Raw genomic sequence first — 25,277 nt, forward strand, 5'->3', positions numbered from 1 at the left:
AGGTGGCCGCTCCTGTTCGGCCACCTCCGACGGGAGCCCTACTTGCGGATCATCGGGTTGCCGTAGCCGATGACCAGGCCTTGGGTGAACGCGGTGACGCCGAACGTCTTGTTCAGCAACGCCGCGGCCGGCGCGGTGAGGGCGAGGGTGACGCCGGCGGGCGTGGCCGCGCCGATCGTGAACAGGTCGGCGCGCGTCCCGAAGTCGATCTTCCCGCTGAGCACTCCGCGCTTGAGGTCGATGGTGTAACCGGTCAGGTAGAGGCACTTTCCACCCGCCCGCAGCAGCAGGCCGCCCACGTGCTCGATCGTCCCGTCGTTCGGGTTGCCGACGATCGTGAAGCCGAAGACGGTCTTGCCGCCGGGATGGCTGACCTTGGCGAAGACCGGCGAGACCTTGACCCCGAGCGACGTAAGCGCTTTCGCCGCGGCGGCGTCCAGCGTGAGGTCGGTCCGGCCCTTGCCGAAGTGGTACCAGCTGTGGTGCGAGACGGTGTGGGACGACGCCGTCACCGGCTGAGCCGCCTGGGCCGGTGCCGCGGCGACCCCGGCCATGGCGGCCGCGGCGACGATGGACACCCCGAGCATGCGAAGGCGCATGATGACTCCGTTCTCGTTGCTTCCTGGACACGAGGGATACGTGAGGAGCAACCCGAACGGATGCAGCCAGTGCCGGCCGAATTCCTCGGGCCCGCGGCCCGAGTGGTTCGCCCGGTCAGGTGCCGAGTTTTCCTTGCAGCATGCTGACGCCGTGCTCCTGCTGGCCGAGCTCCTGCACGGAGACGTCGACGACCGGATAGCTGCTCAAGGCGAGGTTCGGGGGCACCGAGACGTCGGCTTCGGTGCCCGCGGTCACCCCGAGGGGAATCATCGTCTCGGCGCCGTCGTACAGCCAGATTTCGTACAGCCCGGCCGGCGCGGGCATGCCGGTCAGCTGGACCTTGAGCCGCAGCGAGCCCGTGCCCGTGTCGACGATGCGGACGCGACCCGTCGCGCCGGCCGGAGCGGACGCTTGACGAGCCAGCTGGGCCTCCGCGACCACCCGCTCGCTCTCGCCACCGGAGTTGACGATGATCAAGGTGCCGGCCACGCCGACCGCCGCGGCAGCGGCCGCGACGAGCGCATAGCGTGCCCCTCGGGAAACCCGACGGCCGCTCGCCGCTTCGCCGTCTGGGCGCCGTAGCGGCAGAACGCGCCCGCCGTCTTCGTCCGACGGTGGGCGAGTCGCCTGACCGGTCTCGGCGGCGATCCGTTCCCAGACCGCTTCCCGCACCGGCGGAAGCGACGTTTCCGTGATCGCCTCACGGCCGAGCCCGGCGACGGCTCGCAACGACTCGATCTCTTCCCGGCAGTCGGCGCAGCGGTCGAGGTGGGCGGTGTCGGCCGGTTCGGGGCGTTGTTCGTCAAGGGCGAGCAGCACGAGCCGATCGGGATCCGGGTGCGACATCGTTCACCTCCTCCGGGGTGCGGTCGAGCTGGGAGCGCAGGTTCTGCATCCCGCGGCGGAGGTGGCTCTTCACCGTGCCCAGCGGCAGTCCGGTTTGCTCGGCTATCTGAGTGTGGGTCAGATCAGCGTAGAAGGCCAACTGGAGGACTTCTCGTTGCGGGTCGGGCAGCCGGGTCAGCCCGTCGACGACGACCAGCCGGTCGAGCACGCGCTCCGGCGATTCGGCCATGACCTCCTCCGCCGGTGCGGCGGCGGCGACCGCGTCGCTGTCCCGCTGCTGGCGGCCACGCGCCCGCAGCAGGTCGACGATGCGACGCCGCGCAATCCCCAGCAACCAGGCCAGCAGCCCCGCCTTCTCCGGGTCGTACGTGTGCCGGCCGCTCCACGCGGAGACGAAGGTCGCCTGCACGACGTCGTCGACATCGGCGGGATCGCGCAAGCTGGCCCTGGCCAGCCGCTGCACCGCGGGTCCGTGCCGATCGAACACCGCGCGCAGTGTCTCCGGCTCGCCGGCGGCGAACCGCCAGGCGAGATCGTCGGCTGTGCCGCTCGTCACGGCATCTTCGGACACGGACGACACCCTAACCGCACGCGACGGAGAGGCGACACCTTCGGCCATCAGCATCGTCGGTTCCTCGGTCGGTCGGCGCGGGCAGGCGGCAGGACTGCCGACGGAGGAGGTACGTCCACCCGGCGCGTCGCGGATGCGCGTCGGGCAAGGGCGCACGAAAGGAAGATTCACGCCGCTGCATCCGGCCGGGCGGTTCCGGACGAATCGACAAGCACCTGGAACGTCGGCCTCGAAGGAGCAGTTGATGAAATCCCCTCTGCGTTCACTCGCCCTGGTGGCTTCGGCCGGGCTTCTGGCCGCGCTGTCGGTCGCTCTCCCCGGGGTGGCGACGGCGGCGGACGAGTCGATGGTGTCGGTGGTGCACGGCATTCCCGGCCAGCCGGTCGACGTCTACGTCAACGGGAAGAAGACACTCGACAACTTCCAGCCGGCCGACGTCGCCGGACCGCTGAGCCTGGCCGCCGGCACGTATGACGTCGCGCTGACCAAACCGGGCGAGGCGGCGACCAGCGCGATCCTGGAGAACAAGAGCCTCGCGGTGCCGGGCGGCAAGAACCTCAGCCTGGTCGCGCACCTCGACGCCGGGGGCAAGCCCGCGCTGACCGCGTTCGGCAACGACACCGCGATGATCGCCGCGGGCCAGGCCCGGCTCGTGGTCCGGCACACGGCCGCCGCCCCCGCGGTGGACGTCCGGGCCGGGGGCAAGCCGGTGTTCCCCGGCCTGACCAACCCGAAGGAAGCCATGGCCGATCTGCCGGCGGGAACGGTGAGCGCCGACGTGACGCTCGCCGGGACCGGCACCGTGGTGCTCGGCCCGAAGGACCTGGACCTCGCGGCGGGGACCTCGACCATCGTCTACGCGATCGGGTCGGCCGACGCCAAGACGCTCGCGCTCACCGCGCAGACGATCAAGGATCTGGGTGGCGCGCCCTCGTCGATGCCCACCGGCACCGGCGGGCTGGCCGCCGACGACACCGGCGCCTGGTGGTCGGCGCTGTCCGTGACCGGTGTCGTGCTGGTGCTCCTCGGCGTCTTCCTGCTGTTCCGGCGGCGCGCGGAGAACCTGTCCCGGTGACCCGGGATCGACGCAGCGGTGCGGCCCGGCGGTTCGCCGGGACGCACCGCCCCGCGGCCGTCGCACTCATCACCGCGGGCGTCCTGGCGATCGCGGCCGGAACCCTGCCGGGCACCGGGACGGACCCGTCCGGCGCCCCGGCGCCGATCGTCACGCGGCTGGAGGAACCCGCGAAGCCCGCGGTGCCGGCACGATCGGCCACCGAGCGACCTGCCGTCCGGCCGGTGCGCCTGACCATCCCCCGGATCGGCGTCACGGCGAAGGTCGCCCCGGCCGGCGTCGACCGGACCGGCGCCTTTTCGGTCCCGCCGAGCGTCGACACCGTGGGCTGGTACCGGTTCGGGCCGGCGCTGGACAGCCCGGCCGGCTCGCTCGTCATCGGTGGTCACGTCGACAGCGCCGCCGCCGGGCCCGGCGCGTTCTTCCGGTTGCGTGAACTCGACCCGGGATCGGCGCTGGCACTCACCGGCGAGGACGGCGCGACCCGTTCCTACGTCGTGGTGGCCCGCGAGCAGATACCCAAGGACAAGATCGACCTGCAGCCGTACTTCGCCACCACCGGCAGCCCTCGCGTCACGCTGTTCACCTGCGGCGGATCCTTCGACCGCACGGCCAGGAGCTACCGGGACAACATCGTGGTCACAGCCGTACCCGCATGATGCCGACAGTCCGCGTGACTCAGCCGGCGCCGTTCCGCCAGTAGTCCACCGCACCCTGGAGCACCGTGCGGAAGAGGTGGAAGTTCACCGGCTTGTACACGTAACTGTCCGCGCCGAGGGCGTAGCAGCGCTCGATGTCGGCCGAGGTGGTCGATGACGTGAAAACGATGATCTTCAACGCCGCCAGGTCCGCATTCGCCCTCAGGTCGGCCAGGACCTGGTAACCGTCGCGGCCCGGGAGGTTCAGGTCCAGCAACAGCAGCGCGGGCCGGTCGCGGCCGGCGTCGGTGAGGCGGGCGATCGCCGCGTCGCCGTCCGGGGCGAACTCCAGCTCGAGCTCCGGGTGGGATCGGGTCAGGGCGCGCTGGATGGCTTCGCGGTCTTCGGCGCTGTCCTCGACCACCAGCACGAGCCGGCCGTGGGCGCTCACGCGGCCGCTCCGGTGTGCCGGATCGCCAGGACCGCGGCGTCGTCGCCGACCTGATAGCGGCCCCCGCCGGTGACGAGGGCTTCGAGCAGGTCCGGCAGCGGCAGGCCGGGCAACCGGGCCAGGGTCGGCGCGAGATCCGTTTCGAAGAACCGGCCGGCCTCGTCGCGGGCCTCGGTGAGCCCGTCGGTGTAGAGCACCAGCGTGTCGCCCGGCTCGAGCCGGGCGGTCCCCTCCCGCAACCGCAGGTCCGGCAGGACGCCGACCAGCCGCCCCGAACACGGCGGCTGCCGCACGGCACCGTCGCGCCGCAGCACCAGCGGCGGCGGATGGCCCGCCGTGAGCAGGGACAGCCGGACGCCCGCCGGCTCCGCGGGTTCGAAGGTCGCCGTCGCGAGCGTGAGGAACCGGCCCGGGTCGTTGCGCAGCAGCTTCGCGTTGAGGCCCAGCATGGCGTGCTCGGCCGAGCTGCCCTCCTCCAGCGCCGTCTCCAGGGTGTGCCGGGCCAAGCCGGTCAGCGCGGCCGCCTGCGCCCCACGGCCGCAGACGTCGCCGATCAGCGCGGTGACGCGGCCGTCGGGCCGCGGGACCAGGCCGTAGAAGTCACCGCCGACCTCCAGGCTGTGGTCGGCGACGGTGTAGGTCGCGGCGACGTCCAGGCCGGGCACCGTCGGCAGCACCGCGGGCAGCAGGTGCTGCTGCAGGGACAGCACGTCCCGGCGCCGCCGGTCGTAGAGCGTCGCGTTGTCGATCGCCAGCGCCGCGCGGCCGGCCAGGTTCTGCAGGAAGGACCGGTCCGGCCGGCGGTGCGAACCCTCGCGGTGGAAGAAGGTCAGCAGGCCGACGTCCCGGCCGTGCGCCCGCAGCACACTGATCGTCAGCAGCGGCAGCCGGATCTCCTCGGCCAGCCCCGAGGCCCGTGGCAGCTCGTCCCAGGCGACCGGGTCCGCGCCGCGCACGACCTCCTCGCCCGCCCAGCGGCCGGCCCGCACGGCGTCGGCCAGCGTCCGCTCGCGGTGGGCGTCGACGTGGGCGACCGCGATCGGCACCATCCTCCCGTCCCGGTGGACGTGGAGCACGGCGCCGTCGGCGAGGCCGGGAACGGCCATCCGCACCACCGCGCGCAGGGTGTCGTCGATGTCGAGCGACGCACCCATCTGCAGCGAGGCCTCGGCGAGGATCGCGTCCTGGGCCTGGCGGTCATCCAGTTCGCGCAGCTGACTGGCGTGGTGGTCGGTGGCCACGATCACGTCCAGCACCTGGTGCATGGCGGCGAGCACGGACCGGTCCACCGGCAACGCCGCGGACGTCCCCAGCCCGAGCACGCCCCGCTCCCCCTCGGCGATCGCGAAGTCGAGCACCAGGACCCCGCTCGCTCCGGCCGTGCGCAGCCGCTCGGCCAGTGCGGGAGCGGCCACCGCCACCTCGGCCAGCGGGACCTCGGTGACCGTGCGCTCCTCGCCCGCCGGCCGGGCGGCGACCCAGGTCAGCACCTCATCGCCCAGTCCGGCCGGCTGGGTGCGCAGCCCTTCGTGATCGGCCCAGCGGGTCACCGTCACGGTCCCGTCGGCCGCCAGCCGGGCCCCGAGCACGGCCCGGGCCCCGCGCAGGGTGAGCAGGCCCGAGTAGAGCTCGTCCGACAGCCCCTTGGTGTTCACCGCCTCGAACGCGGCCCGCCACAACGCGTGCAACCGTGCCGTCCACGAGTCATCCGGGGTGGTGGACACGGTGGCGGCTCCGATCGTTCGAGGTACCGCGGCTGCGGCGGTGCCCACTGTAGGGTTCGGCCTCGGTCGCGGACGCACGCCACGACCCGAACGAGGAGCGAAATGGGCGACACGGCGGCGTACGAACCGGCCGAACGCGAACGAGCGGCCGAAGCGGCCGCCGGGCCGGCGTTCGACTTCTCCGTGTGCGTGACCGAGCCGATCCACCGGCTCGGCGGCATCCAGTCCTACGGCGCCCTGCTGGCCGTGGCCGATGACGGGCGCGTCGAAGTCGCCAGCTCGACCACCACCCGGCTGCTCGGCCGGCCACCCGAGGACCTCATCGGCACGCCGATCACCGACCTGCTCGGCGCCGAGGGCCTCGCCGCGGTCCGGCAGACCCTCGAAGCCCCGACCGGCGACCGGGGCCTGCTCGCCCTGCGCATCCCCGAGGACGGCCCGGAGTTCGACGTCACCGTCTACCGCGCCGACGGCCGCCTCGTCCTGGAGCTGGAACCCGCGACCGCGCAGCGGCCGTTCCGGTTCTCGCAGTTCTACCCCTCCGTGCGAGCCGCGCTGACCCGGCTGCAGCACGGGCGCACCGTGGTGGACGTCTGCGCCGCCGCGGTGGCCGAGATCCGAGCGCTCACCGGCTACGACCGCGTCGTCGCCTACCGCTTCGAAGGCCGCTCCGGCCCCGGCGAGGTGATCGCCGAGGCGATCTCGGACGGCCTCGAGCCGTGGGTCGGGCTGTGGTTCCCGGCCACCGACATCCCGCCCCAGGCGCGCCGGCTCTACGAGCGCAACTGGATCCGCGTGATCAACGACGTCGACGACGACACTTCCGCTCTCCACCCGCACACCCTCCCCGGTGGCAGCGAGCCGCTGGACCTGTCCGACTCGACCCTGCGCACCGTGTCGTCGTTCCACCTGGAGTACCTGCGCAACATCGGCGTGGCGTCCTCGATGTCGGTGTCACTGCTGCAGGAAGGCGCCCTGTGGGGGTTGATCGCCTGCCACGGGCTCACGCCCCGCCGGCTCGACCCGGAAGTCCGCGCGGCGTGCGAATTCTTCGGCGTCACGCTCTCCCTGCAGCTGGCCGCGCTCCAGGAGGCCGAGACGGCCCAGGCCCGCCACAACGCGCGGACCGCGCTGTCCCGGCTCGTGGCGGCCCTCGAAACAGACCCCGCGCAGTCCTTGCCGGACCACGGCGAGCTGCTCGCCGAGCTGGTCCGCTCCGACGCCGTCGCCCTGCGCCTCGGCGGCCAGGACACCACCCCGTACGGCGACACCGACCCCGCGGCACTCGCGGCCCTGTGGCCGGTGTTGCCGGCGCTCGCCGCGGGCGAGGTCTGGGCGAGTGACTGCCTGAGCGAACACTCCCCCGCGCTCGCCCCGCACGCCGATGCCCTCAGCGGGGCGCTGGTGCTCGGCCTCGGCGGCGGCGACCTCATCACCTGGATCCGGCGGGAACGGCGCGCCGACCGGACCTGGGCTGCCGACCCGGCCCAGCCGGTTCAGCTGGGCCCGCACGGCGAACGGCTCACCCCGCGCGGCTCGTCCGCCGTCTACCGGGCCGTGGTGCGCGGGCACAGCCTGCCGTGGGCGGCTGCCGACGAAACCGTCGCGGCGGACCTCGGCCGAGCCGTGTCGACCATCGCCTTGCGGCAGGCGACCCACCTCGCCGGGCTGAACACCCAGCTGCGGCGGGCGAACCAGGATCTCGACACCTTCGCCCACGCCGCCGCTCACGAGATGAAGGAACCGTTGCGCGGCATCGCCTCCACCGTCGCCTTCATCGGCGAAGACGCCGGCGAAACCCTCGACGCGACCACCTTGCGCCGCCTGGAGACCGTGGAAGGTCTCGCCAACCGCATGGACGAGCTCGTCAACTCCCTGCTGCACTTCGCCCTGCTCGGCCAGTCGGACCTGCATCGCGAACCGGTCGACCTGCGTGCCGCGACCGGCCGCGCCCTCGACATCGCCGGCCCCCGGCTGGCCGAAAACGGCGTCCGGGCAACACTTCCCGCCGAGGGCGTCACCGTCTCGGCGGATCGGGCCCGCCTCGAGGAGATCCTCGTCAACCTGCTCGTGAACGCGGCGAAGTACGCGCGGTCCGAGGAGCCGCGCACCGTCGAGGTCGGTCTGCGCGCCGCCGGACCCGACCACGCGGCGGCGGTGTTCGTCCGCGACAACGGCATCGGCATCCCCGAGGTGCACCAGCAGGACGTTCTGAGGCTGTTCCGCCGGCTGCACGCCCGCGACGCGTACGGCGGCGGCCACGGCGCGGGACTCGCGATCGTGGACCGCATCATCCAGCGCCACGGCGGCCACCTCCGGATCGAATCCGAGCCGGGAGCGGGGACGACGGTGTGGTTCACCCTCGAACCCGACCCCCAGGGCTGAGCAGATCTCCGACCTGGCCGAAGCCCCGGCCCGTACGAACCACCTTTCCGATGGACGATCACCGCGAGCCCAGGTCTCGTCGGATACGCCATCTCTGTGGGGCGCGGATCTTGTTCTTGAAGCTCGGCTGCGCCCGCTCGAAGATCGTCTCGACGTCGCCGACACGGTCCTCACCCGGCCGGCCTCGCTCTCCGACCGCCTCTGATCAGAGCAACGCGCCGCCGGAAACTTCGATGCGTTCGGCCGTGATCCAGCGCATCTCTTCGGACGCCAGCGCCGCGATGGCATCGCCGATCTCCTCCGGGTGCCCCACCCGACCGAGCGCCGTCCGCTCGGCGAGGGTGCCGCGGAGGTCGGAGTTGTCGCGCATGGCACCGCCGTTGAAGTCCGTCGCGCTGGGGCCCGGCGCCACCGCGTTGACGCGGATACCCCGCGGTCCCAACTCGGCAGCCAGGCTCCGCGAAAGCGCCTCGACCGCGGCCTTCGACGCGGAATACACGGACGTGCCGGGGCTGACGTGGCGCGTCAACGACGTCGAGACGTTGATGACCCGGCCGCCGTCGGCGAGGTGGGGCGCGAGGGCCTGGATGAGGAAGAACGTGCCACGGAAGTTGGTCCCCACCAAGGCGTCGAACTCCTCCGGGGTGACGTCGGCCAAGGTGCCGAAGAGCCCGATGCCGGCGTTGTTGACCAGCACGTCGAGGGTGTCGGCGCCCCAACGGGCTCGTAACGCGTCGACGAGCCCGGTGGTGAACGCGGCGAACGAGGCGATGTCCCCGATGTCCAGCCGGACGGCGATGGCGTCGCCGCCGGCGTCCTGGATCTGCCGCACGGTCCCGGCCCCGGCCTCGGCGCCACCACGGCAGGCCACGACGACGTTCAGGCCGCGCTTCGCCAACGCGAGCGCGGTGCTGCACCCGAGGCCTCGGTTCGCGCCCGTCACGAGGGCGATTCGCTGTCCCATCAGCCGGTTCCTTCCACGAAGTCGATGCGGACGAGCGGGCTGCCGGCCAGCCACGCCGCCAGGGGTTCGACGGGCTGGGGGATACCCGCGGGATTCGACGGCTGGTCGAGGTCGGCGATGATCTCGGTGAACACCGCCTCACGCTCCCCCGCGTCCTGGACCGGGGTGCCGATCGCGGCGAGGTCCGCGTGGACGCCGTGCTTGAGGTGGAACGTGAACGCCGGGTTCTTGACGATGTTCGCGTACCAGCTGCGCTTTGCCGGCGCCGTGCTCAGGTAGACACGCCCGCCGGCCCGGTAAAACCACACCTCGATGCGGCGCGGCAGCCCGGTCCGCGCGCCGATCGTGGTGATGTCGACAGTCCGCTCGCGCGCCGAGGACGCCGGCGTGATCGCCAGCGCCCGTTCGATCTCGGGTTTCATGACCCTCCTGTAAGTAAGTGCTTATTTACTTATACACTGGAGGCACCTGCGAGCGCCATGGAGACGGAGACCACATGCCCCCGCGCGACGGCCGAGCGACCAAGGCCCGCATCCTCGAGGCCGCCGTCGCGGAGTTCGCCGAGCACGGACTGGCCGGGGGCCGCGTGGAGCGGATCGCGCGCGAAGCGGGCACGAACGTCCGGATGATCTACGCGTACTTCGGCAACAAGGACGGACTGTTCGACGCCGCCCTGACCAGCGCGATCCAGTCGATGGCCACCAAGGTTCCGCTCCGGCCGGACGACCTCGCCGGCTGGGCCGGCGCCCTGTTCGACTTCCACGGGCGCGAACCCGCGCCACTGCGAATCAACGTCTGGGCGCAACTGGAGCGACCCGAAGCTGCGTCCGAGCCGCTGGAGACCTACCTCGCGAAGACGACCGCGCTGACCGGCGCCACCGCCGCGGCCCCGCTCACCCCGGTGGACCTGCTCGTCTTCATCTACGCGATCACCCAGGCGTGGCAGCTGACCCCGGTCGGCCTGCTCGAAGCCGACGGCTCCGGCGCGCGCGATCCCCGGCGGATCGCAGCGCACCGGGAGGCCGTCGTGGCGGCGGTGACCCGGATCGTCAAGGCGTGATGGCCGCGTCGATGCAGGCCGGTGCAGTCCCACAGGACGTTCTTCGCGCCGCAGTTGCCCCCTCGCACCGAGTGCTCAGGACGTGGGAATCGCCGCTGGCGAGCACTTTCCCGCACGCAGGCCGAGCACGTCCGGGCGCCGGCTAGCGCTTCGTGAGCCGTCGGGTTTGCTCGCGCAGGACGTCCACCGTGCCGGCCACCCAGTCGGCGATCACGGCCTGCTCGGCCGGCGAGTAGCGGGCCGTCAGCTTCGCCATCGCCTCGTCGAGCCCGGCGAACACCTTCCCGAACGCGCCCGGCGCCGCCGTGATCACGAGCCGCCGCCGATCGGCCGGATCCGGCGCGCGGTGGGCCAGCCCGGCCCGTTCGAGCCGGTCGACCAGGCCGGTGACCGCGCCCGGCGTCAGGCCGATCTCCTTGGCCAGATCCGCCGACACCGACCCGGCACCCGCGATCACGGCCAAGGCGCGCTGATCCACCGCGGTCACGCCCAGGCGCGCCCCCACCGCCTCGTGGAACGCGACCACGGCGGTACTCAGCTCACGTCCGGCGTCTCGACCTTCCATGCCGTCACTCCGGCAACCTGGGACTCGTCCTGGGCCTGTCGTCGATCGCGTCGATCCAGCGGCTGATCGTCGTCACCCGGACCGAGCGGATCCCCCACGCGTCGCCCTCGCCTCCGAGGTCGCCGTCCTGGCCGCGCGGATCACCCTGATCGTCCTCATCTGGCGCATCGCCACGCGCGGGCAGACCCTCCGCTGGAGCGCCGGCCGCACCCTCGCGCGGAAGCACGGGCGCAGCCTGCTGTGGCAGGGCGCGTTCCTCTGCGCGGCCTACCTACCTGGCCATCCTGCTGTTCCTGAAGAACCCTACGGTCATCGCCCTCACGTTCCTCTGGTGGATCGGCGTGGTCCGGCAGGTCTTCCGCACGCGCCCCTCGGAGATGAGTGACGAGGGGCTTCTCCGGCAGGAGAGCCAAGGCGTCGGGTAACGCGTCGAAGCCGATCCGGTCGCTGAACACCGGCATCGGATCGACCGCGCCGAAGTAGATTCCCGCGCTGTGGCAGAGCCCGCCCGGCTCGGTCGTGTCCACCGCCCGCCGGTCCAGTTCTTCCACAGTGGACACGGCGTCGGCGCCGTAGCAGACCCGCTCCGCTCCGAGCGCACGAGCGAACGCGCAGGCGTACAAGCCGATACTGGTCCCGCCGACGACCAGCAGCGGAGCACCGGACGCGTGCCGCTGTCCGGAAAGGACACTCCGGTAGGCGTCGGTGAGGTTGTCCGAAGCGGACGCGATGGCGGCCGGGTCCACCCCGTCGGGCACCCGCACCGGGTTCGCCGATGCTCAGTCCGGGCGTCTCGGAACCGAGTGCGACCACTCTCCCGTTCGGTTCGACGACGAACGAAGGCTACAAGGGACTCAGCGGGCCAGCAGGTCCCGGATCGCCGCCGCGATCTCGTCGGGAGCCTCTTCGGCCATGAAGTGTCCTGCCCGGGTCAGCCGGTGATCGAGATCCGGCGCCCACGCCTTCCACACGCCGGCGGCGTCGTAGCCCAGCTGCGCGCCCCAGTCCTGCTGGACGACGGTCACCGGCATGGCCAGCTGCGACCCGGCGTCCAGGTCCGCCTGGTCGTGCGCGACGTCGATGCCCGCCGAAGCGCGGTAGTCCGCGACGATCGACGGCACCGCGGCGGCGCTCGCCCGCAGGTACTCGGCACGCACCTCCGCCGGGATCGCCGCCGGATCGCCGGCCCAGGCGTCGAGGAACGAGCCGAAGAACGCGTCCGCGCTGGCGGCGATCATCGTCTCCGGCAGGCCGGGCGGCTGGGCCATGAGGAAGAGGTGGTACCCGACCGCCGCCGGGACGCCGTGCAGGACGTTCCACATGTCGAGCGTCGGGACGACGTCGAGGATGCCCAGGTGCGTGATGGTCTCCGGGTGGTCCAGCCCCGCCCGAAAGGCGACCAGCGCGCCCCGGTCGTGCCCCGCGAGGGCGAAGCGCTCGTGACCGAGCTCCGCCGCGAGGTGCACCACGTCGGCGGCCATCGTGCGCTTGGCGTACACCTCCTCCGAGGTGGCCGCCGGCTTGCCGCTGGCGCCGTAACCCCGCAGGTCGGGACAGATCACGGTGTGCTCGCTCGCGAGCCGCTCGGCGACGTGCCGCCACATCAGGTGCGTCTGGGGGAAGCCGTGCAGCAGCACGACCGGGCTGCCGCTGCCGCCGACCGCGGCGGCCAGCTCCACACCGTCCGCGCCGGGCAGGCGGAGGTGGTCGAAACCGGGAATGGTGAGCGTCATCGAAGGCCGCCTTTCTCGTCGAGGATCTGACTCGGTCAGCCTGCGCGGCGGCGATCAGCAACCGATCAGCGCGGAGGGGCGCGCCCGCTCACCGGCACCGATGATGGGGGCATGCGAATCGACGTGCTCGGGACCGTGCGGGCGCTGCGCGACGACGGAAGCCCCCTCGAGCTGGGCGGCCCCCGCCATCGCGAGGTGCTGGCCCGGCTCGTCGCCGCCGAAGGCCGGCTGGTGACCACCGACACCCTCGTCGACGACCTGTGGGCCGACCCGCCGGCCCGCGCCGTGGGCGCGCTGCGCACCTTCGTCGCCGCGCTGCGCCGCGCCCTCGAGCCCGACCGGCCACCCCGCACGCCACCGCGCACGATCGTCACCGAAGGTCCCGGCTACGTCCTGCGCCTGCCGCGCGAGGACGTCGACGTCCACCGGTTCGAAGACGCCCTGACGCGCGCCCGGAACGACCCCGCCGCCGTGTCCGACCTCGGCGCGGCGCTGACGGCGTGGCGCGGACCGGCCTACGCCGACGTGCCCGGGTCCGCATGGGCGCTGCGCGAACGGAACCGGCTGGAAGAGCTGAGGCTGACGGGAGTGGAGCTGCGCGCCGGCATCCTCCTCGACGCCGGGGACGGGGCCGATCTCGTGGCCGAGCTCGGTGCCCACGTCGCCGAACACCCGTGGCGCGAACCGGCCTGGGGGCTGCTCGCCCGGGCCCTGCACCGCGCCGGGCGCCAGGCCGACGCGCTGGCCACCCTCCGCCGCGCCCGCACGATGCTCGTCGACCGGCTCGGGCTCGACCCGGGACCCGGCCTGCGGCAGGTGGAAACGGAGATCCTCACCGGCGCCACGCCCGCGTGGACCGGCGCAGGAGCACGGCTCGGCCCGCGCACCACCGTGGATCTGGCCCGCACCCTCGCGCTGGCCGGCGGTGACGCGCTCGTCCACTCTCGACGCGATCGCCTCGCCGCGATCCAGGCCGCGGAACGCACCGGGGACCTCCGGCTCACCGCCCGCGTCATCGGCGCCTACGACGTACCGGCCATCTGGAGCCGGGCCGACGACCCCGGGCAGTCGCGGGCCGTCGTGGCGGCCGCCGAGCGCACGCTGAGCGCGCTCGGCCCGGACGGACCCGCAGACCTGAGAGCCCGGCTCCTCGCGACGGTCGCCGTCGAGAGCCGCAGCGCCGGCCTGGCCGAAGCCGAGCTGAAGCACGCACGGCAGGCAGCGCGCGAGGCCGAGGCGCTGGCCCGTGACCTGGCTGATCCCGCCCTGCTGGCGTTCGCGCTCAACGGGGTGTTCCTGCAGTCCTTCCCGCGCCCCGGGCTCGCGGCCGCCCGGGACCGGATCGGCGCCGAGATCCTCGACCTGGCGACCCGGCACGACCTCCCGAACTTCGCCGTGTTGGCCCGGCTCATCCGGTTGCAGTCCGCTTCCGCCCTCGGCCACCTCGACACCGCGGCCGCACACGCGGCGGCCGCCGAACAACTCGCCGTCACCACCGAGGCACCGCTCGTCTCCGTCCTCACCGCCTGGTTCCGGGCTCGGGCAACGGCCGCCCGCAGCACCGAACCCGGCGGCCCGGCCGTCGCGACGGCCGCGGCCCAGTACCGCGCCGCCGAGGACGCCCTCCGGACAGCGGGTATGCCGGGCCTGCACCGTGGCCTGTTCCCCCTCGCCCTCCTGGGGCTTCGCCTGCTCCACGGCCGTTCCGCACCCACCGACCCACACCTCGACTGGGGTCCGTACCACCCCTGGGCGCAGCCGCACGTGCTACTCGCCGAAGCCCGGGTCGAGGAGGCACGCACCGCCCTCGCGAGAGCACCCGAACCGCCCCACGACCACATGCAGGAAGCAATGTGGTGCCTCACGGCCCACGCAGCAGTCCGCCTCGACGACCGCGAAACCGCCGCCCGCGCCGCGGCGGCCCTGCGCGACGCCGGCGAGGAAGAGGCCGGCGCCGGCAGCGGGATGCTGACCTTGGGCCCGGTGCGGCAATACCTGGCGTCGCTGAACCACAACACCGTCGGCACCTGAGAGCGGCAGGCGCGCCATCCTGGCACCGAACCCTGCATTGCCAGCGAGCTACGGGCCACGTTATGACCACCGCCGACGCTCACCCCCTGGCCGCCGCGCACGCCCTCGACGCGGCCACCAACCTGGAGCGGGCCGCCTTCACCCGGCTCCTCGCCGAATGCCCGGTCTGCGCCGGCGAAGTCGCCGAACTCCGGGCAACAGCGGCACGTCTCGCCCTGGCCAAGCCCGCGACCCCGATAACCCGCTCCCCGAGGTCCACGTCGTCCACGACCACACCTTGCCCTCGGTCACCGACGCCCCCTCAACACACGTCAGCAAGTCAGAGTCCGACCACGCACCGGTCGTCGCCACCTTCTCCGGATAGATGCCGACGGCAAGAGACACCCATACATGCAACTTACTTCGGCCTGCCCTCCGACACTCAGCAGCCCGTGCCGCATGGGGCCGAACACCACCCCCGCGCAACGGCACGATCTGTTTGCTCGAAATCGGCCCCGGCGCGGCCACGGGTGCGCCGAACCGTTCTCCCAATTCGCTCCAGACACGCTCGTCCGGCCATTGTGCGACGGTGCCAGTGAGCGGGCACTGCAGGCAAAAGCGGCTCATGTTCGGGCCGCGGGTGATCTCGCAGCGGAGGACGTCGGCGGGAATGGCGGTCCCGCAGACTACTAAGCGAAGCCAATCAAGATTTGTGCAGGATTCCCTGACCGACCCTGCCTTCCGTGTCCAGGAATTCGTAATAAACTTGCCCGTCCGGTTGCATCGAAAGGGTGACGGTGACGGTGTCCTCGCAGTGCGACCGGCCGGACTGGATGGATTCCGTCGACCGGATCACCTCGGCCCACGCCGTCTGCAACCGCCACACGCCACCGCAGTCCAGCGTGTCGTACCGCACCCGGGCGATCTGCTCCCCCGGTCGCCCTCCGGCGAGCTCGATCTCGACCGGATACTTCGTCGACGGCCCGCCTCGCTGGAAGACGATTCCGGTCCACGTCGCCAGGAAAGGATCCGGCACGGACTGACGCGATTCTCCCGCTTCGTAAGGCGTAGGGGTGATCCCGGAGCCATCCATCGGCGGGACAACACGTGTTCGCGGCCCGGCCGTCGCCGACGAAGTGGCGGTACCGGCGGCAACTTCCCCACCTTTGAAGAAATCGGCGATCGTCGCCACATTCGCCAGACCTGCGATCACCGTGCCCGCCGCGGCCACCAATCCGACGATCTTCTTGCGTGATGCACTTTGCTTTTCTGCCACGGGGCAGGTGTCGACGAGCGGCCGGGATCCGTTACTCGCCCGTGACGCCGTCCGACGTGCTCAGCCGCGGAAGAAGGGCTGCACCGAGAACGGCCCGACCCCACGAAATCCGGCAGGTCGTGGTGGTCGAACCGGCCGGCGTCCACGTGCCAGCGCACGAGACGGGTCCGGGCCCACAGGGCCGACGGGATCGCCATGCTCAGCTCGCAGTCTTCGGGCAGCGGGCTCCCCCTCGCGAAGGCGGACATGCCGGACCGGGACCGCCCGCACCGTGAGCCACTCCGGGCACCTGACACGCCCGACCTCCATCCGAAGACTTGGCGGCCGTAGCCGGGGCGCCGCCCGGAAGACCAGGCCATAAATGGGCGCGAACTCAGACGTCGGAACAAGGTATCGAGCTCGACCCAGGGCTCGTACGGACCTGCAGAGAACGAGCAGCTCCGCGGCACCGGCCCGGTCTATGCTCTGCCGGTGGCGATCGACTCCCCCGCACTGAAGGCCCGCCTGGCACGGCCCAGGGACTGGGTTCCACAGTGGTCCACGCCCGCCGCTCTGCGCGCGGTCCGCGCCACCCTCGTGGTGCCCGCGCTGTTCGCGTTCAGCATCAAGGTGCTCGGCGACCTGCAGGTGGCCACGTTCGCCGCGTTCGGCGGGTTCGCCACGCTGGTCCTGGCATCGTTCGGCGGCGACCGGGCGGACAAGCTGCGAGCCCACTTCGGGCTCGCCGTCACCGGCAGCGTCCTGCTGGTCGTCGGTACCGCCGCCAGTGCGTCGCTGCCGCTGGCGGCCGTGGTGACGCTGATCGTCACCTTCCTGGTGCTCTTCGGCGGCGTCGCGGGACCGAACGCGGCCTCCGGCGGCACCGCCGCCCTGCTCGCCTACGTTCTCCCGGCCGCCTCACCCGGCACGATGAGCATGGTGCCCGCCCGCCTCGGCGGCTGGTGGCTGGCGTCGGTGGTGGGCACGGCCGCCGTCCTGCTGCTGTCCCCACGGTCCCCCGCCACGGCCCTGCGCGACGCGACGGCCCGCGCCGCCGCCGCGATGGCCGACTACCTCGACGCGGCCCTGCGCGGCGACCCCGACGTGAGCACCGCGCGCGAGACGGCCATCGAAGCCAAACACCGCCTGATCGACGAGTTCACCGCGACGCCCTACCGCCCCACCGGCCTGGCCACCGCCGACCAAGCCCTCAACAGCCTGGTCGGGTTGCTCGAGTGGTGCGGTTCGGTCATCGCCGACGCCTTGCACGAGTACCCGGACCTCAGCGGGGCACCCGAGGTCGAGCGCAAACTACTGGCCGACGCCGCCGCCGGCCTGCGAACGGTCGACCGGTTGCTCTCCGGCGAACCGGCCACACCCGATCCGGCGGAACTCGAACGGAGCATCCAGCGGAGCGTGGAATGGCTCCGCGACCTGAGCTCCGACGATCCGCGCTACGCCGACGCGGTGCACCTGTCCTTCCACGCCCGCACCACGGCCTTCGCCGTCGGCACCGCGATCGTGGAGGCGCTCGCCGCGACTCCCGGCCGGGCACGCGTCATCCGGCCCGGCGGCCTCTCCTTGGCCTCACTGACCCGGGTCGCGTCCCCTCAGGCCAGCATCCGGTCCGTCTGGTTCGTCAACAGCCTCCGCGGTGCCGCGGCATTGACCGCGGCGGTGGTCGTCGCCGGGGTGAGCGGCGTCGAGCACGGGTTCTGGGTCGTGCTCGGGACGCTGTCGGTACTGCGCGGCAACGCGGCAGCGACCGGGTCGACCGCCGTGCGCGCCTTGGCAGGGACCGCACTGGGTGTCGTCATCGGCGCGCTGCTGTTGCTGGTCATCGGCACCAGCGCGCCCGCGCTGTGGATCGCCCTCCCGGTCGCGGTGCTGGTCGCCGCCTACGCACCGGGTGCCCTGCCCTTCACCGCCGGCCAGGCGGCCTTCACCTTGACGGTGTCGGTGCTGTTCAACCTGCTCGCCCCGGCCGGGTGGCAGATCGGGGTCGTGCGGATCGAAGACGTCGCGATCGGCTGCGCGGTGAGCCTCGTAGTGGGCGCGCTGTTCTGGCCCCGCGGCGCCGGAGCCGTGGTCGCCGACGACCTCGCCGACGCGTTCCGCACCGGTGGCGCGTACCTGGCCGCAGCCGCGAACTGGGCGCTGGGCCTGCGCCACGACCCGCCCGCTCCGGATGCGGCGACCGCAGCCGGCGCCCGGCTCGACGACGCGCTCCGCGGATTCCTCAGCGAACAGGGCACCAAGCACGTGCCCAAGCCCGACCTGTGGCGGCTGGTCATGGGGACGCTCCGGGCCCGGCTGACCGCGCACTCCCTGGCCGGCCTGCCCAACCCCCACGTCGACGCGGACCCGTTCCGGCGGATGCTCGGCGAACAGGCGGGCCAGCTCGCCGCCTGGTACGACCACCTGGCCTCCCGCCTGGACCGCACCGACCACGGCGACGTGCCCATGCTCGCCCCACCCGAGTTCGCCGACCCCCTCCAGACCCACGGCACCTCGGTCCGCGACCTCGCCTGCGCGCTTTGGGTTCACGAGCACATCAAGCACATCACGCCCCGGCTCGCCGAACTCGTCGAACCGGCCGGCGTGGTGGCGGCCCAACGCCACCGGCCCTGGTGGCGTTAGCCCACCGCGACCGGGATCAGTCTCGGGCAGCCTGTCCAGCGACGGCTGGGTATCCGACGATAGCGGCGTTCGCTGCTGCCAGGCCGAGTGAGAGGTTCGGTAACCCCGGCACGGAAACGCCCGGGTGATCTCGCCCCCGTTTCCGACCCGCCGGCTCGCCGAGTGAACCCTCAGCCGACCGCGCAGACCGTTCACCGTCGATTCGCCGACGTGCAGATCCAGGTCCGGCCGCCCATCGTCGATCTCCAAACGGCACGCGGACTCCGGGTTCGGACGACGGTCACGAACCGGCCGCACCGGATCCAAACCTGAAATCGACGAGAGCTACCCCACGCATCCGCCTCGTGACGTTTCCCGGCCGGCCGGGTCCATCAGGTGTCCAGGCAAGCGGGACCCGCCCGTACTGCCAAACCCGAAGGAGCCCTCATGACGAACCCGGCCACCACCACCAGCACCGCGAAGACCTCGGCCCGCTCGGACACCACGGTGATCGAGCGCGAAAGCGGCGCGTTGTCCTCCACGCACGGCACCACGACCATCTCCGACGTCGTCGTGCAGAAGGTCGCCGGGCTCGCCACCCGCGAGGTCGCCGGTGTGCACGCCCTCGGCGGCGGGGCGGCCCGCGCGTTCAACGCGCTGCGTGAGCGGATCCCCGGCGCGACCGCCTCCTCCGGCCAGGGCGTGGCCGTCGAGGTCGGCGAGCGCCAGGCCGCGATCGACCTGCAGATCCTCGTCGACTACGGCGTCTCCATCACCGACCTCGCCCGCGCGGTGCGGCGCAACGTCATCACCGCCGTCGAGACCATGACCGGGCTCGAGGTCGTCGAGGTCAACATCGGCGTCTCCGACGTCCACCTCCCCGGTGACGACGTGGCCGCCGACACCACCGAAACCGGCCGCGTCCTGTGACCGCCGGCGTCGAGCCCGACGCCGCCGCCCTCGCCACGCAGGTGACCGCGCTCCCGCAGGTCGCCGGCCTGCACAGCGGCCGTTTCGGGGAGATCGCCACGCTCCTGCCCGGCCGCCGCGTCCCCGGCGTCCGGATCCGGCCCACCGAGATCACCATCGGCGTCACCGGCCGCTACCCGGCCACCGCCGCCGAGATCGGCGCCGCGGTCCGCGGCGCCCTCGGACCGGCCGACCGGCCGGTGCACATCCACATCGGCGACGTCGCCGCACCCGCGACCACCGTCGTGGCCACCATCATCGAGGAGATCCCGTGAACCACACTCAAGCAGGCCTGCTGACCGGCCTCGTCCTGGGCCTCGCCGCCGCGTTCGGCGGCTTCGGGGCCTTCCTGCTCGTCCTCGTCCTCGGCGGGCTCGGCCTGCTCGCCGGCCGGTTCCTCGACGGCAAGCTGGACATCTCCGCGCTGTCCGGCCGCGATCGGGGCTGACCGCCATGAGCACCGCGACCCTCGCGCGCACCGCGTCGGCCGATCCCGGCGACCGCGGCGCCCTGACCATCACCGGCGACGCCGTCGAACGCATCGCCACGCACGCGGTCACCGAGATCACCGGCGTCGGCGGCTCCGCCTCCCGCGTCCTGGGCGTGGCCGTGGGTGCGGAGAACCTCGACCGCAGTGCGAAGGTCACCGCCGCGGTCACCGGCGACACCGCCGCCCTGACCGTGCGGCTGTCGATCGGCTACCCCCAGTCGGTCCGCGCGACCACCGAAGCGACCCGCGACCACCTCGTGACCCGCGTCGGGGAACTCACCGGTCTCACCGTCGAGCGAGTCGACATCACGGTGACCGCGCTGCACACCGAGACCACGACGGCTCGGAGGGTCCGGTGAAACGCCGGCCCCGCCGCAGCACGCCGGCCGTGCTCACCGCGCTGGTGCTGCTCGCCGCCTGCGTCCTCGCCGCGGTCGAGGCGATCCAGCTGATCCTCGGCCGGACACCGCTGATCGGCTACGAGCGGGTCGCCGGGTGGCTGCACAGCATGCGCTGGAACGACGTCGTCCCGGCCGTGGCCGGCGCCGCCGCCGCATTGGCCGGGCTGGTCCTGCTCGCGGCGGCGGTGCTGCCGGGCAAGCTCGTCGTCCTTCCCCTGCGGGGTGAGATCGACTCAGGCGCTTCCCGGCGCAGCTACCGCTCGACGTTGCGCGCCGCTGCGTCCGATGTGGACGGTGTCTCCGCGGCGGCACTGAAGGTCAAGCGGCGCAAAGTGATCGCCCGGATCCGCACAGCGCGAACGAATGTCGAGGGGCTGCCCGAGGCCGTGCGCTCGGCGCTCGAACAGCGGCTCGCCCAGATCGCCCCGGCCACCACGCCCGCGGTCAAGGTCCGGGTCAAGTCCACCAGGAGCACGTCATGAGCCTCAACCGTCCGGCCCGGCTGAATCGGGCGTTGCTGGCGTTGTTCGGCCTTGTCCTGCTGGCCGCCGGCGGGTTCGCCGTCACCGCGCACTTCGGGCAGCTGTCGCTGGTGGCCGCGGACTCCGCGCTCGCGCCCGGCACCGCTCCCCCGCCGGCGTGGGTCTGGTACGTCGTCGCCGCGGGCGCGATCATCCTCGGCCTGCTCCTGCTGCGCTGGCTGGCCGCGCAGCTGACCCGGAAACCGAAAACCCACACCTGGCGCTTCGAGACCGACCCCGGCAGCGGGCGCACCGAGCTGGCCGCCGGCGTCGCCGTCGCGCCGTTCCTCACCGAGGTCGAGACCTACCCGGGCGTCCACTCCGCACACGCGACCCTCGCCGGCACCCGCGACGACCCGGCGCTGGCCCTGGTACTCGCCGTCGAACAGGACGGCGACCCGACCGCCATCCGCGAGCGCCTCGAAACCCACGGCCTGCCGCGGCTGCGCCAAGCCCTGGACCTCGACACCGTGCCGGCAACCATCGAGTTCCGCTTCACCACCAAAGCCGGTGCTCGGGCTCGCTGACGACCGGCCGTCTTATAGTGACGGCCGATCCGAGGGCGCACCCCGAACGCGCTCGAGTACGCCGGGAGTGTGATGGCCGAGGACGAGGACACGGCGCTGACGGCCGGGCACCCGGCATTGACCGAGCCGGGCCGGCTGGCCGCGCTGGCCGAGACGGGGCTGGGCACTGAGCCCGACGACGCACTCGACGCGCTGGCCGACCACACCCGCCGGCGCGTCGGCGCCCCGGTGGCGTTGGTGTCCTTGGTCTCCGACCGGCACCAGGTCTTCCCCGGCCTGGCCGGACTCGGCCGGCCGTGGGCACAGACCCGCTGCACACCGATCTCGGCGTCGCTGTGCCGCCAGCAGGTCGTCACCGGCGCCCCGTCGATCATCGAAGACGCCGCCGCCGACCCGCGATCCCGCGACAACCCCTCGGTCGCCGACATCGGCATCGGCGCCTACGCCGGATTCCCGTTGACTGACGCCGAAGGCCGCGTCCTGGGCAGCCTGTGCGTCATCGACCACCAGCCCCGCCGATGGCGCGAGGACGAACTGACCGTTTTGGCCGACCTCGCGCACACCGGCTCGCTGGAACTGCGGCTGCGCATCGCCACGCGCGACGCCGAGCGGGAACGCTCACGCACCGATACTGCCGAGGCCATGCTGCGCGAGGCGTTCACCCGCTCCCAGCTGCTGCTGACCGCGTCGCAGGCGCTCGCCCACGCCGACGACATTTCGCAGCTGCGGGGGATCGTGACGGAGTTGGTCTCGGGCGACTTGAAACCCGCCTACGTCGGGCTCACCCTCACCGAGGGCACCGGCGGCCTGCACCGGATAGACGACCCGCGGCAAGCGCTCGGCCCCGAATCCGGCGATGCGCTTTCCCGTCTCGAAGACCCCACCCCGATCGCGCTCACCGCACGCGAAGAGAGCCTCCAGCTCTACGCCACCCCCGCGGCGATCGCCGCCTCGTTCCCCGAGGCCGCGCAACGCCAGTACACCGAGCTGGGCCTGCACGCCATCGCCTGCGCACCGCTGCCCGGCCCGGACGGCGTCGCCGGGGTCCTGCTGTTCGGGTGGGACACCCCGCACGAGGTCGACGTCCTCGAGCGAGCCGTGATCACCACGCTGGCCGGCTACGTCGGGCAGGCCCTCGAACGCGCCCGCTTCCTGGAGAACCGCGTGAGCGTCGCCCGTGAGCTGCAGGAGGCGATGCTCACCCAGCTGCCGCAGGTCACCGGGTTGCGGCTCGCGGCGCGGTACCTGCCCGCCGGCCAGTGGGAACAGGTCGGCGGCGACTGGTACGACGTCGTCGACCTCAGCTCGGTCTCCGGGACCATCGCCCTGGTCGTCGGCGACATCACCGGCCACGACATCCACGCCGCGACGCTGATGGGACAGATCCGCAGCATGGGCAGGCAAGCGAACTGGGAACGCCCGGACGGGCCACCTTCCGCGGTCCTCGCCGCGGTCGAGCAAGCCAGTGTCGCGACCGGGATCGGCGCGACGGGAACCGTGCTGCAAGCCGACCTCCGTCCCGATGCCGGCGACAACTGGTCGATGCGCTGGGCTTGCGCCGGGCACCTCCCGCCGATCCTGCGTCACCGCGACGGCACGACCACGGTCCTGACCGGCGGAGACCTGATGTTCGGCTACCCCGAGCTCCGCAAGCACCCGCTCGCCGACCACCGGGCGTCGCTGCGACCGGGTGACACCGTCGTGCTCTACACCGACGGCCTGGTCGAACGCCGCCACGTCGACCTGGACATCGGCATCCAGCGCCTGCGAGACACCATCGCCGCGCTGGACCCCGCCGATCCGGGCCGGTTCATCGCCGAGATCGTGCGCCGCACGCTGGGCGACGGGAACCCGCACGACGACGACGTCGTCGTGCTGGCGGCGCACGTGCCCGCCCCCGATCGGCGGTGACCCGGCGCGCGCAGTAGCGTCACGGGCATGTGGTGACACGCCCTTGCCGGGGAGATCGCCATCCCGCGCCTCTCGCGGACCGCGCACCGCCGGTCGCCACCTCCCCGGCCCGGAACGAGGTCCCCATGACCATCCCGGCGCCCCTCGGCATGATCGACCGGCAGGACGGCGCGGTCGTCCTGGCCTTCACCGGCGAACTCGACCTCGCGACCACACCCGACGCCCGCGCCATCGCGCTGCAGGCCCACGAGGAAGCTGCTGCCGCGACCCGCAAACTGCTCGTGATCGACCTGCGCACGGTCACGTTCCTCGCCTCGGTCGGCCTGGAGCTGCTGGCCGACCATCGCGCCCGGTCCACTCGCACCGGGGTCACGATCGCCCTCGTCGCCACCACCCGGACCGTCACCCGCGTACTCGACATCACCGGCGTGGATGCCCTGTTCACGATCTACGCCGACATCGAGACCGCCCTCGCCGACGCGAGGACGTCTTGAAGTCCAGGCTCAGGTGAGCGCGACGCGAACGACGGCTGGGGCCGTCGGTTGCGGGGAACCTGCGGCGGGCTCGGCCGTGATGCCGATGCGGTCGACGTCGGCCGGCAGCGGTGTGGTGATCGTACCGGAGCCGGCGTGCAGCAGCCCGGCGGACTGCGCGCCCCGCGGTCCGATCAGCCACACCTGGTAGGCGTGGCCGCCGTCGAGGGCGGGCAACGCCTGCGCGGTGACGGCCGCTTCGCCCCGCAGCCGCGAGAAGTTCACCACCGCGGAACCGCCGTCGGTTCCGCTCGCGCGGACCGAGAGCGCGTCCGGCGCGGGGGCCGCGACCTGCGTAACCGGTGTGGGGTTCGACTGGAGCGCGCCGATGCCGATCCCGCCGGCGAGCAGCGCTGCGGCAGCGGCCACACCGCTCACCGCAATGACCACTCGCTTGCGCCACGGCCGCCCCTGCGGCGCGCCGGTCCCGACGGCCGGCTGGAGTTGCCTCGTCGCGGCGATCCCGGTGAGGACCCGGCTGCGCAGTCGCGCGCTGGGCTCGACGGTCATCGCCAACCCGAGCCGCGCCGCCGTTTCCCGCAGTTCCACGACCTCGCGAGCGCACGTCGGGCACTCGGCCAGGTGCCGGCCGAAGGCGGCGCGTTCGACGTCGGTGACCGCGTCGAGGGCGTACGCACCGGTGAGGGTGTGGGCTTCGGCGGTGGTCATCGGGTCGCTCCCAACGCGTCCCGCAGGCGGATCATGCCGTCGCGCATGCGGGTTTTGACGGTGCCGATCGCGACGCCGAGCTTTTCGGCGACCTCGCGGCAGGTGAGTCCTTGGTAGTAGGCGAGCAGAACGGATTCCCGCTGCAGTTCGGTGAGCGTGCCCAGCGCCTGGCGGACCAGGTGGTGTTCCTCCGAGGACAGTGCGGCTTCTTGCACGTCGTCATAGGGGCGGCGCAGGTCGAGCAGGTCGACCCGGTCCTCGCGGTCGCGGGCCGACTGCTCGGAGCGCACCCGGTCGATCGCGCGGCGGTGCGCGATGGTCAGCGCCCAGGTCGTGACCTTGGCGCGGGCCGGGTCGAACTGGGCGGCCTTGCGCCAGATCTCGAGCAGGACCTCCTGCGTGACTTCTTCGGCCTGGGATCGGGAGCGCAAGACCTGCAGCACTGTGCCGAAGACCGCGCCGGCGAGCTGGTCGTAGAGCGCGGCGAAAGCCTGCTCGTCTCCGAGTGCGACCCGCCCGATGAGCTGCTCGGACGTCGGCGCCGTGGGCAAGGCATCGTCAGGTGGCGGTCGTAGGGCGGTTACGGTGGCATGCGCGGCGGCCATGGCGGATCCTTCCCGGCCGGAGCCGAGCCCGTGCTCGGCAGTGAGAAAAAGACTGCGTCGCGGGCGAGTGGTTGCCGGTAATTCGTTGGCCGAACCGCTGCGTATTGGTGTGAATATCTTGGTGACAGTCGTCACCCGTTCGCGTGGCGTCGGGT

The 25,277-nt window shown here is 72.5% G+C and carries 26 protein-coding genes; 14 read left to right on the plus strand and 12 right to left on the minus strand.

Going from position 1 to position 25,277, the window contains the following annotated elements; all coding sequences use genetic code 11:
• Positions 1–38: 38 nt before the first annotated feature.
• From QSK39_RS20315 to QSK39_RS20325, 3 genes are all read right to left on the minus strand, one after another.
• Positions 39–599 carry a hypothetical protein gene (locus tag QSK39_RS20315; RefSeq protein ID WP_285479329.1) on the minus strand — a complete coding sequence of 187 codons (561 nt, stop codon included), beginning with the start codon at positions 597–599 and terminating at the stop codon, positions 39–41.
• A 115-nt stretch (positions 600–714) separates the two neighbouring features.
• Positions 715–1,446: an anti-sigma factor gene (locus tag QSK39_RS20320; protein WP_285479330.1), complete on the minus strand. Its 732-nt coding sequence runs from the start codon at positions 1,444–1,446 to the stop codon at positions 715–717.
• Entirely contained in the window at positions 1,403–2,017 is a 615-nt protein-coding gene (locus tag QSK39_RS20325) for an RNA polymerase sigma factor (RefSeq protein WP_285479331.1), read from the minus strand. The genes QSK39_RS20320 and QSK39_RS20325 overlap by 44 nt, the downstream gene beginning before the upstream one ends.
• A gap of 244 nt (positions 2,018–2,261) precedes the next feature.
• Here QSK39_RS20325 and QSK39_RS20330 point away from each other — a divergent pair, with 244 nt between their 5' ends.
• Together QSK39_RS20330 and QSK39_RS20335 are read left to right on the plus strand one after the other, a co-directional pair.
• Positions 2,262–3,092, plus strand: coding sequence for a DUF4397 domain-containing protein (locus QSK39_RS20330; RefSeq protein WP_285479332.1), 831 nt, complete (start codon positions 2,262–2,264; stop codon positions 3,090–3,092).
• Positions 3,089–3,751 carry a class F sortase gene (locus tag QSK39_RS20335; RefSeq protein WP_285479333.1) on the plus strand — a complete coding sequence of 221 codons (663 nt, stop codon included), beginning with the start codon at positions 3,089–3,091 and terminating at the stop codon, positions 3,749–3,751. The genes QSK39_RS20330 and QSK39_RS20335 overlap by 4 nt, the downstream gene beginning before the upstream one ends.
• Before the next feature lie 19 nt (positions 3,752–3,770).
• Here the strand turns inward: QSK39_RS20335 and QSK39_RS20340 are convergent, their stop codons facing one another.
• Together QSK39_RS20340 and QSK39_RS20345 are read right to left on the minus strand one after the other, a co-directional pair.
• Positions 3,771–4,181: a response regulator gene (locus tag QSK39_RS20340; RefSeq protein WP_285479334.1), complete on the minus strand. Its 411-nt coding sequence runs from the start codon at positions 4,179–4,181 to the stop codon at positions 3,771–3,773.
• On the minus strand, positions 4,178–5,905 hold the full coding sequence (locus QSK39_RS20345; RefSeq protein ID WP_285479335.1) for a PP2C family protein-serine/threonine phosphatase: 1,728 nt from the start codon (positions 5,903–5,905) through the stop codon (positions 4,178–4,180). The genes QSK39_RS20340 and QSK39_RS20345 overlap by 4 nt, the downstream gene beginning before the upstream one ends.
• A gap of 102 nt (positions 5,906–6,007) precedes the next feature.
• Here QSK39_RS20345 and QSK39_RS20350 point away from each other — a divergent pair, with 102 nt between their 5' ends.
• A complete protein-coding gene (locus QSK39_RS20350) occupies positions 6,008–8,290 on the plus strand; it encodes an ATP-binding protein (protein WP_285479336.1) in 2,283 nt (760 codons plus the stop codon).
• Positions 8,291–8,495: 205 nt separating this feature from the next.
• Here the strand turns inward: QSK39_RS20350 and QSK39_RS20355 are convergent, their stop codons facing one another.
• Positions 8,496–9,254 (minus strand): SDR family NAD(P)-dependent oxidoreductase, encoded by a 759-nt coding sequence (locus QSK39_RS20355; RefSeq protein WP_285479337.1) that lies wholly within the window; start codon positions 9,252–9,254, stop codon positions 8,496–8,498.
• Positions 9,254–9,676, minus strand: coding sequence for a nitroreductase/quinone reductase family protein (locus QSK39_RS20360; protein ID WP_285479338.1), 423 nt, complete (start codon positions 9,674–9,676; stop codon positions 9,254–9,256). Before QSK39_RS20360 ends, QSK39_RS20355 begins: the two co-directional genes overlap by 1 nt.
• A 74-nt stretch (positions 9,677–9,750) precedes the next feature.
• On the opposite strand from QSK39_RS20360, the gene QSK39_RS20365 reads away from it, so the two are divergent.
• A complete protein-coding gene (locus QSK39_RS20365; protein WP_285479339.1) occupies positions 9,751–10,314 on the plus strand; it encodes a TetR/AcrR family transcriptional regulator in 564 nt (187 codons plus the stop codon).
• Between the two features lie 142 nt (positions 10,315–10,456).
• Here QSK39_RS20365 and QSK39_RS20370 read toward each other — a convergent pair whose 3' ends face one another.
• Positions 10,457–10,879, minus strand: coding sequence for a MarR family winged helix-turn-helix transcriptional regulator (locus QSK39_RS20370; protein WP_285479340.1), 423 nt, complete (start codon positions 10,877–10,879; stop codon positions 10,457–10,459).
• An 854-nt stretch (positions 10,880–11,733) separates the two neighbouring features.
• Complete coding sequence (locus tag QSK39_RS20375; protein WP_285479341.1) at positions 11,734–12,612, minus strand: alpha/beta fold hydrolase; 879 nt, start codon at positions 12,610–12,612, stop codon at positions 11,734–11,736.
• Positions 12,613–12,723: 111 nt separating this feature from the next.
• Here QSK39_RS20375 and QSK39_RS20380 point away from each other — a divergent pair, with 111 nt between their 5' ends.
• Positions 12,724–14,643: an AfsR/SARP family transcriptional regulator gene (locus tag QSK39_RS20380; RefSeq protein WP_285479342.1), complete on the plus strand. Its 1,920-nt coding sequence runs from the start codon at positions 12,724–12,726 to the stop codon at positions 14,641–14,643.
• Positions 14,644–15,325: 682 nt separating this feature from the next.
• Here the strand turns inward: QSK39_RS20380 and QSK39_RS20385 are convergent.
• Positions 15,326–15,898: a hypothetical protein gene (locus QSK39_RS20385; RefSeq protein WP_285479343.1), complete on the minus strand. Its 573-nt coding sequence runs from the start codon at positions 15,896–15,898 to the stop codon at positions 15,326–15,328.
• 471 nt (positions 15,899–16,369) lie between these two features.
• On the opposite strand from QSK39_RS20385, the gene QSK39_RS20390 reads away from it, so the two are divergent.
• From QSK39_RS20390 to QSK39_RS20430, 9 genes are all read left to right on the plus strand, one after another.
• Positions 16,370–18,517 carry an FUSC family protein gene (locus QSK39_RS20390; protein ID WP_285479344.1) on the plus strand — a complete coding sequence of 716 codons (2,148 nt, stop codon included), beginning with the start codon at positions 16,370–16,372 and terminating at the stop codon, positions 18,515–18,517.
• 426 nt (positions 18,518–18,943) lie between these two features.
• The gene (locus tag QSK39_RS20395) at positions 18,944–19,426 is read left to right on the plus strand and encodes an Asp23/Gls24 family envelope stress response protein (protein ID WP_285479345.1); all 483 of its coding nucleotides are present in this window, start codon (positions 18,944–18,946) and stop codon (positions 19,424–19,426) included.
• A complete protein-coding gene (locus QSK39_RS20400; RefSeq protein ID WP_285479346.1) occupies positions 19,423–19,740 on the plus strand; it encodes a hypothetical protein in 318 nt (105 codons plus the stop codon). The genes QSK39_RS20395 and QSK39_RS20400 overlap by 4 nt, the downstream gene beginning before the upstream one ends.
• Positions 19,737–19,913: a hypothetical protein gene (locus QSK39_RS20405; RefSeq protein WP_285479347.1), complete on the plus strand. Its 177-nt coding sequence runs from the start codon at positions 19,737–19,739 to the stop codon at positions 19,911–19,913. The genes QSK39_RS20400 and QSK39_RS20405 overlap by 4 nt, the downstream gene beginning before the upstream one ends.
• A gap of 5 nt (positions 19,914–19,918) precedes the next feature.
• Entirely contained in the window at positions 19,919–20,314 is a 396-nt protein-coding gene (locus QSK39_RS20410) for an Asp23/Gls24 family envelope stress response protein (RefSeq protein ID WP_285479348.1), read from the plus strand.
• Entirely contained in the window at positions 20,311–20,838 is a 528-nt protein-coding gene (locus QSK39_RS20415; RefSeq protein ID WP_285479349.1) for a DUF6286 domain-containing protein, read from the plus strand. Before QSK39_RS20410 ends, QSK39_RS20415 begins: the two co-directional genes overlap by 4 nt.
• Positions 20,835–21,404, plus strand: a complete 570-nt coding sequence (locus QSK39_RS20420; RefSeq protein WP_285479350.1) for an alkaline shock response membrane anchor protein AmaP — start codon at positions 20,835–20,837, stop codon at positions 21,402–21,404. The genes QSK39_RS20415 and QSK39_RS20420 overlap by 4 nt, the downstream gene beginning before the upstream one ends.
• Positions 21,405–21,476: 72 nt before the next feature.
• Positions 21,477–23,315 carry a GAF domain-containing SpoIIE family protein phosphatase gene (locus QSK39_RS20425; protein WP_285479351.1) on the plus strand — a complete coding sequence of 613 codons (1,839 nt, stop codon included), beginning with the start codon at positions 21,477–21,479 and terminating at the stop codon, positions 23,313–23,315.
• A gap of 125 nt (positions 23,316–23,440) precedes the next feature.
• Complete coding sequence (locus QSK39_RS20430) at positions 23,441–23,809, plus strand: STAS domain-containing protein (RefSeq protein ID WP_285479352.1); 369 nt, start codon at positions 23,441–23,443, stop codon at positions 23,807–23,809.
• A 9-nt stretch (positions 23,810–23,818) separates the two neighbouring features.
• On the opposite strand, the gene QSK39_RS20435 is transcribed toward QSK39_RS20430, so the two are convergent.
• Entirely contained in the window at positions 23,819–24,517 is a 699-nt protein-coding gene (locus QSK39_RS20435; protein WP_285479353.1) for an anti-sigma factor, read from the minus strand.
• Positions 24,514–25,122 carry an ECF RNA polymerase sigma factor SigK gene (gene sigK / locus QSK39_RS20440; protein ID WP_285479354.1) on the minus strand — a complete coding sequence of 203 codons (609 nt, stop codon included), beginning with the start codon at positions 25,120–25,122 and terminating at the stop codon, positions 24,514–24,516. Before sigK ends, QSK39_RS20435 begins: the two co-directional genes overlap by 4 nt.
• Positions 25,123–25,277 lie beyond the last annotated feature (155 nt).

Source organism: Amycolatopsis sp. NBRC 101858 (assembly GCF_030269325.1).
Taxonomy (GTDB): domain Bacteria; phylum Actinomycetota; class Actinomycetes; order Mycobacteriales; family Pseudonocardiaceae; genus Amycolatopsis; species Amycolatopsis ponsaeliensis.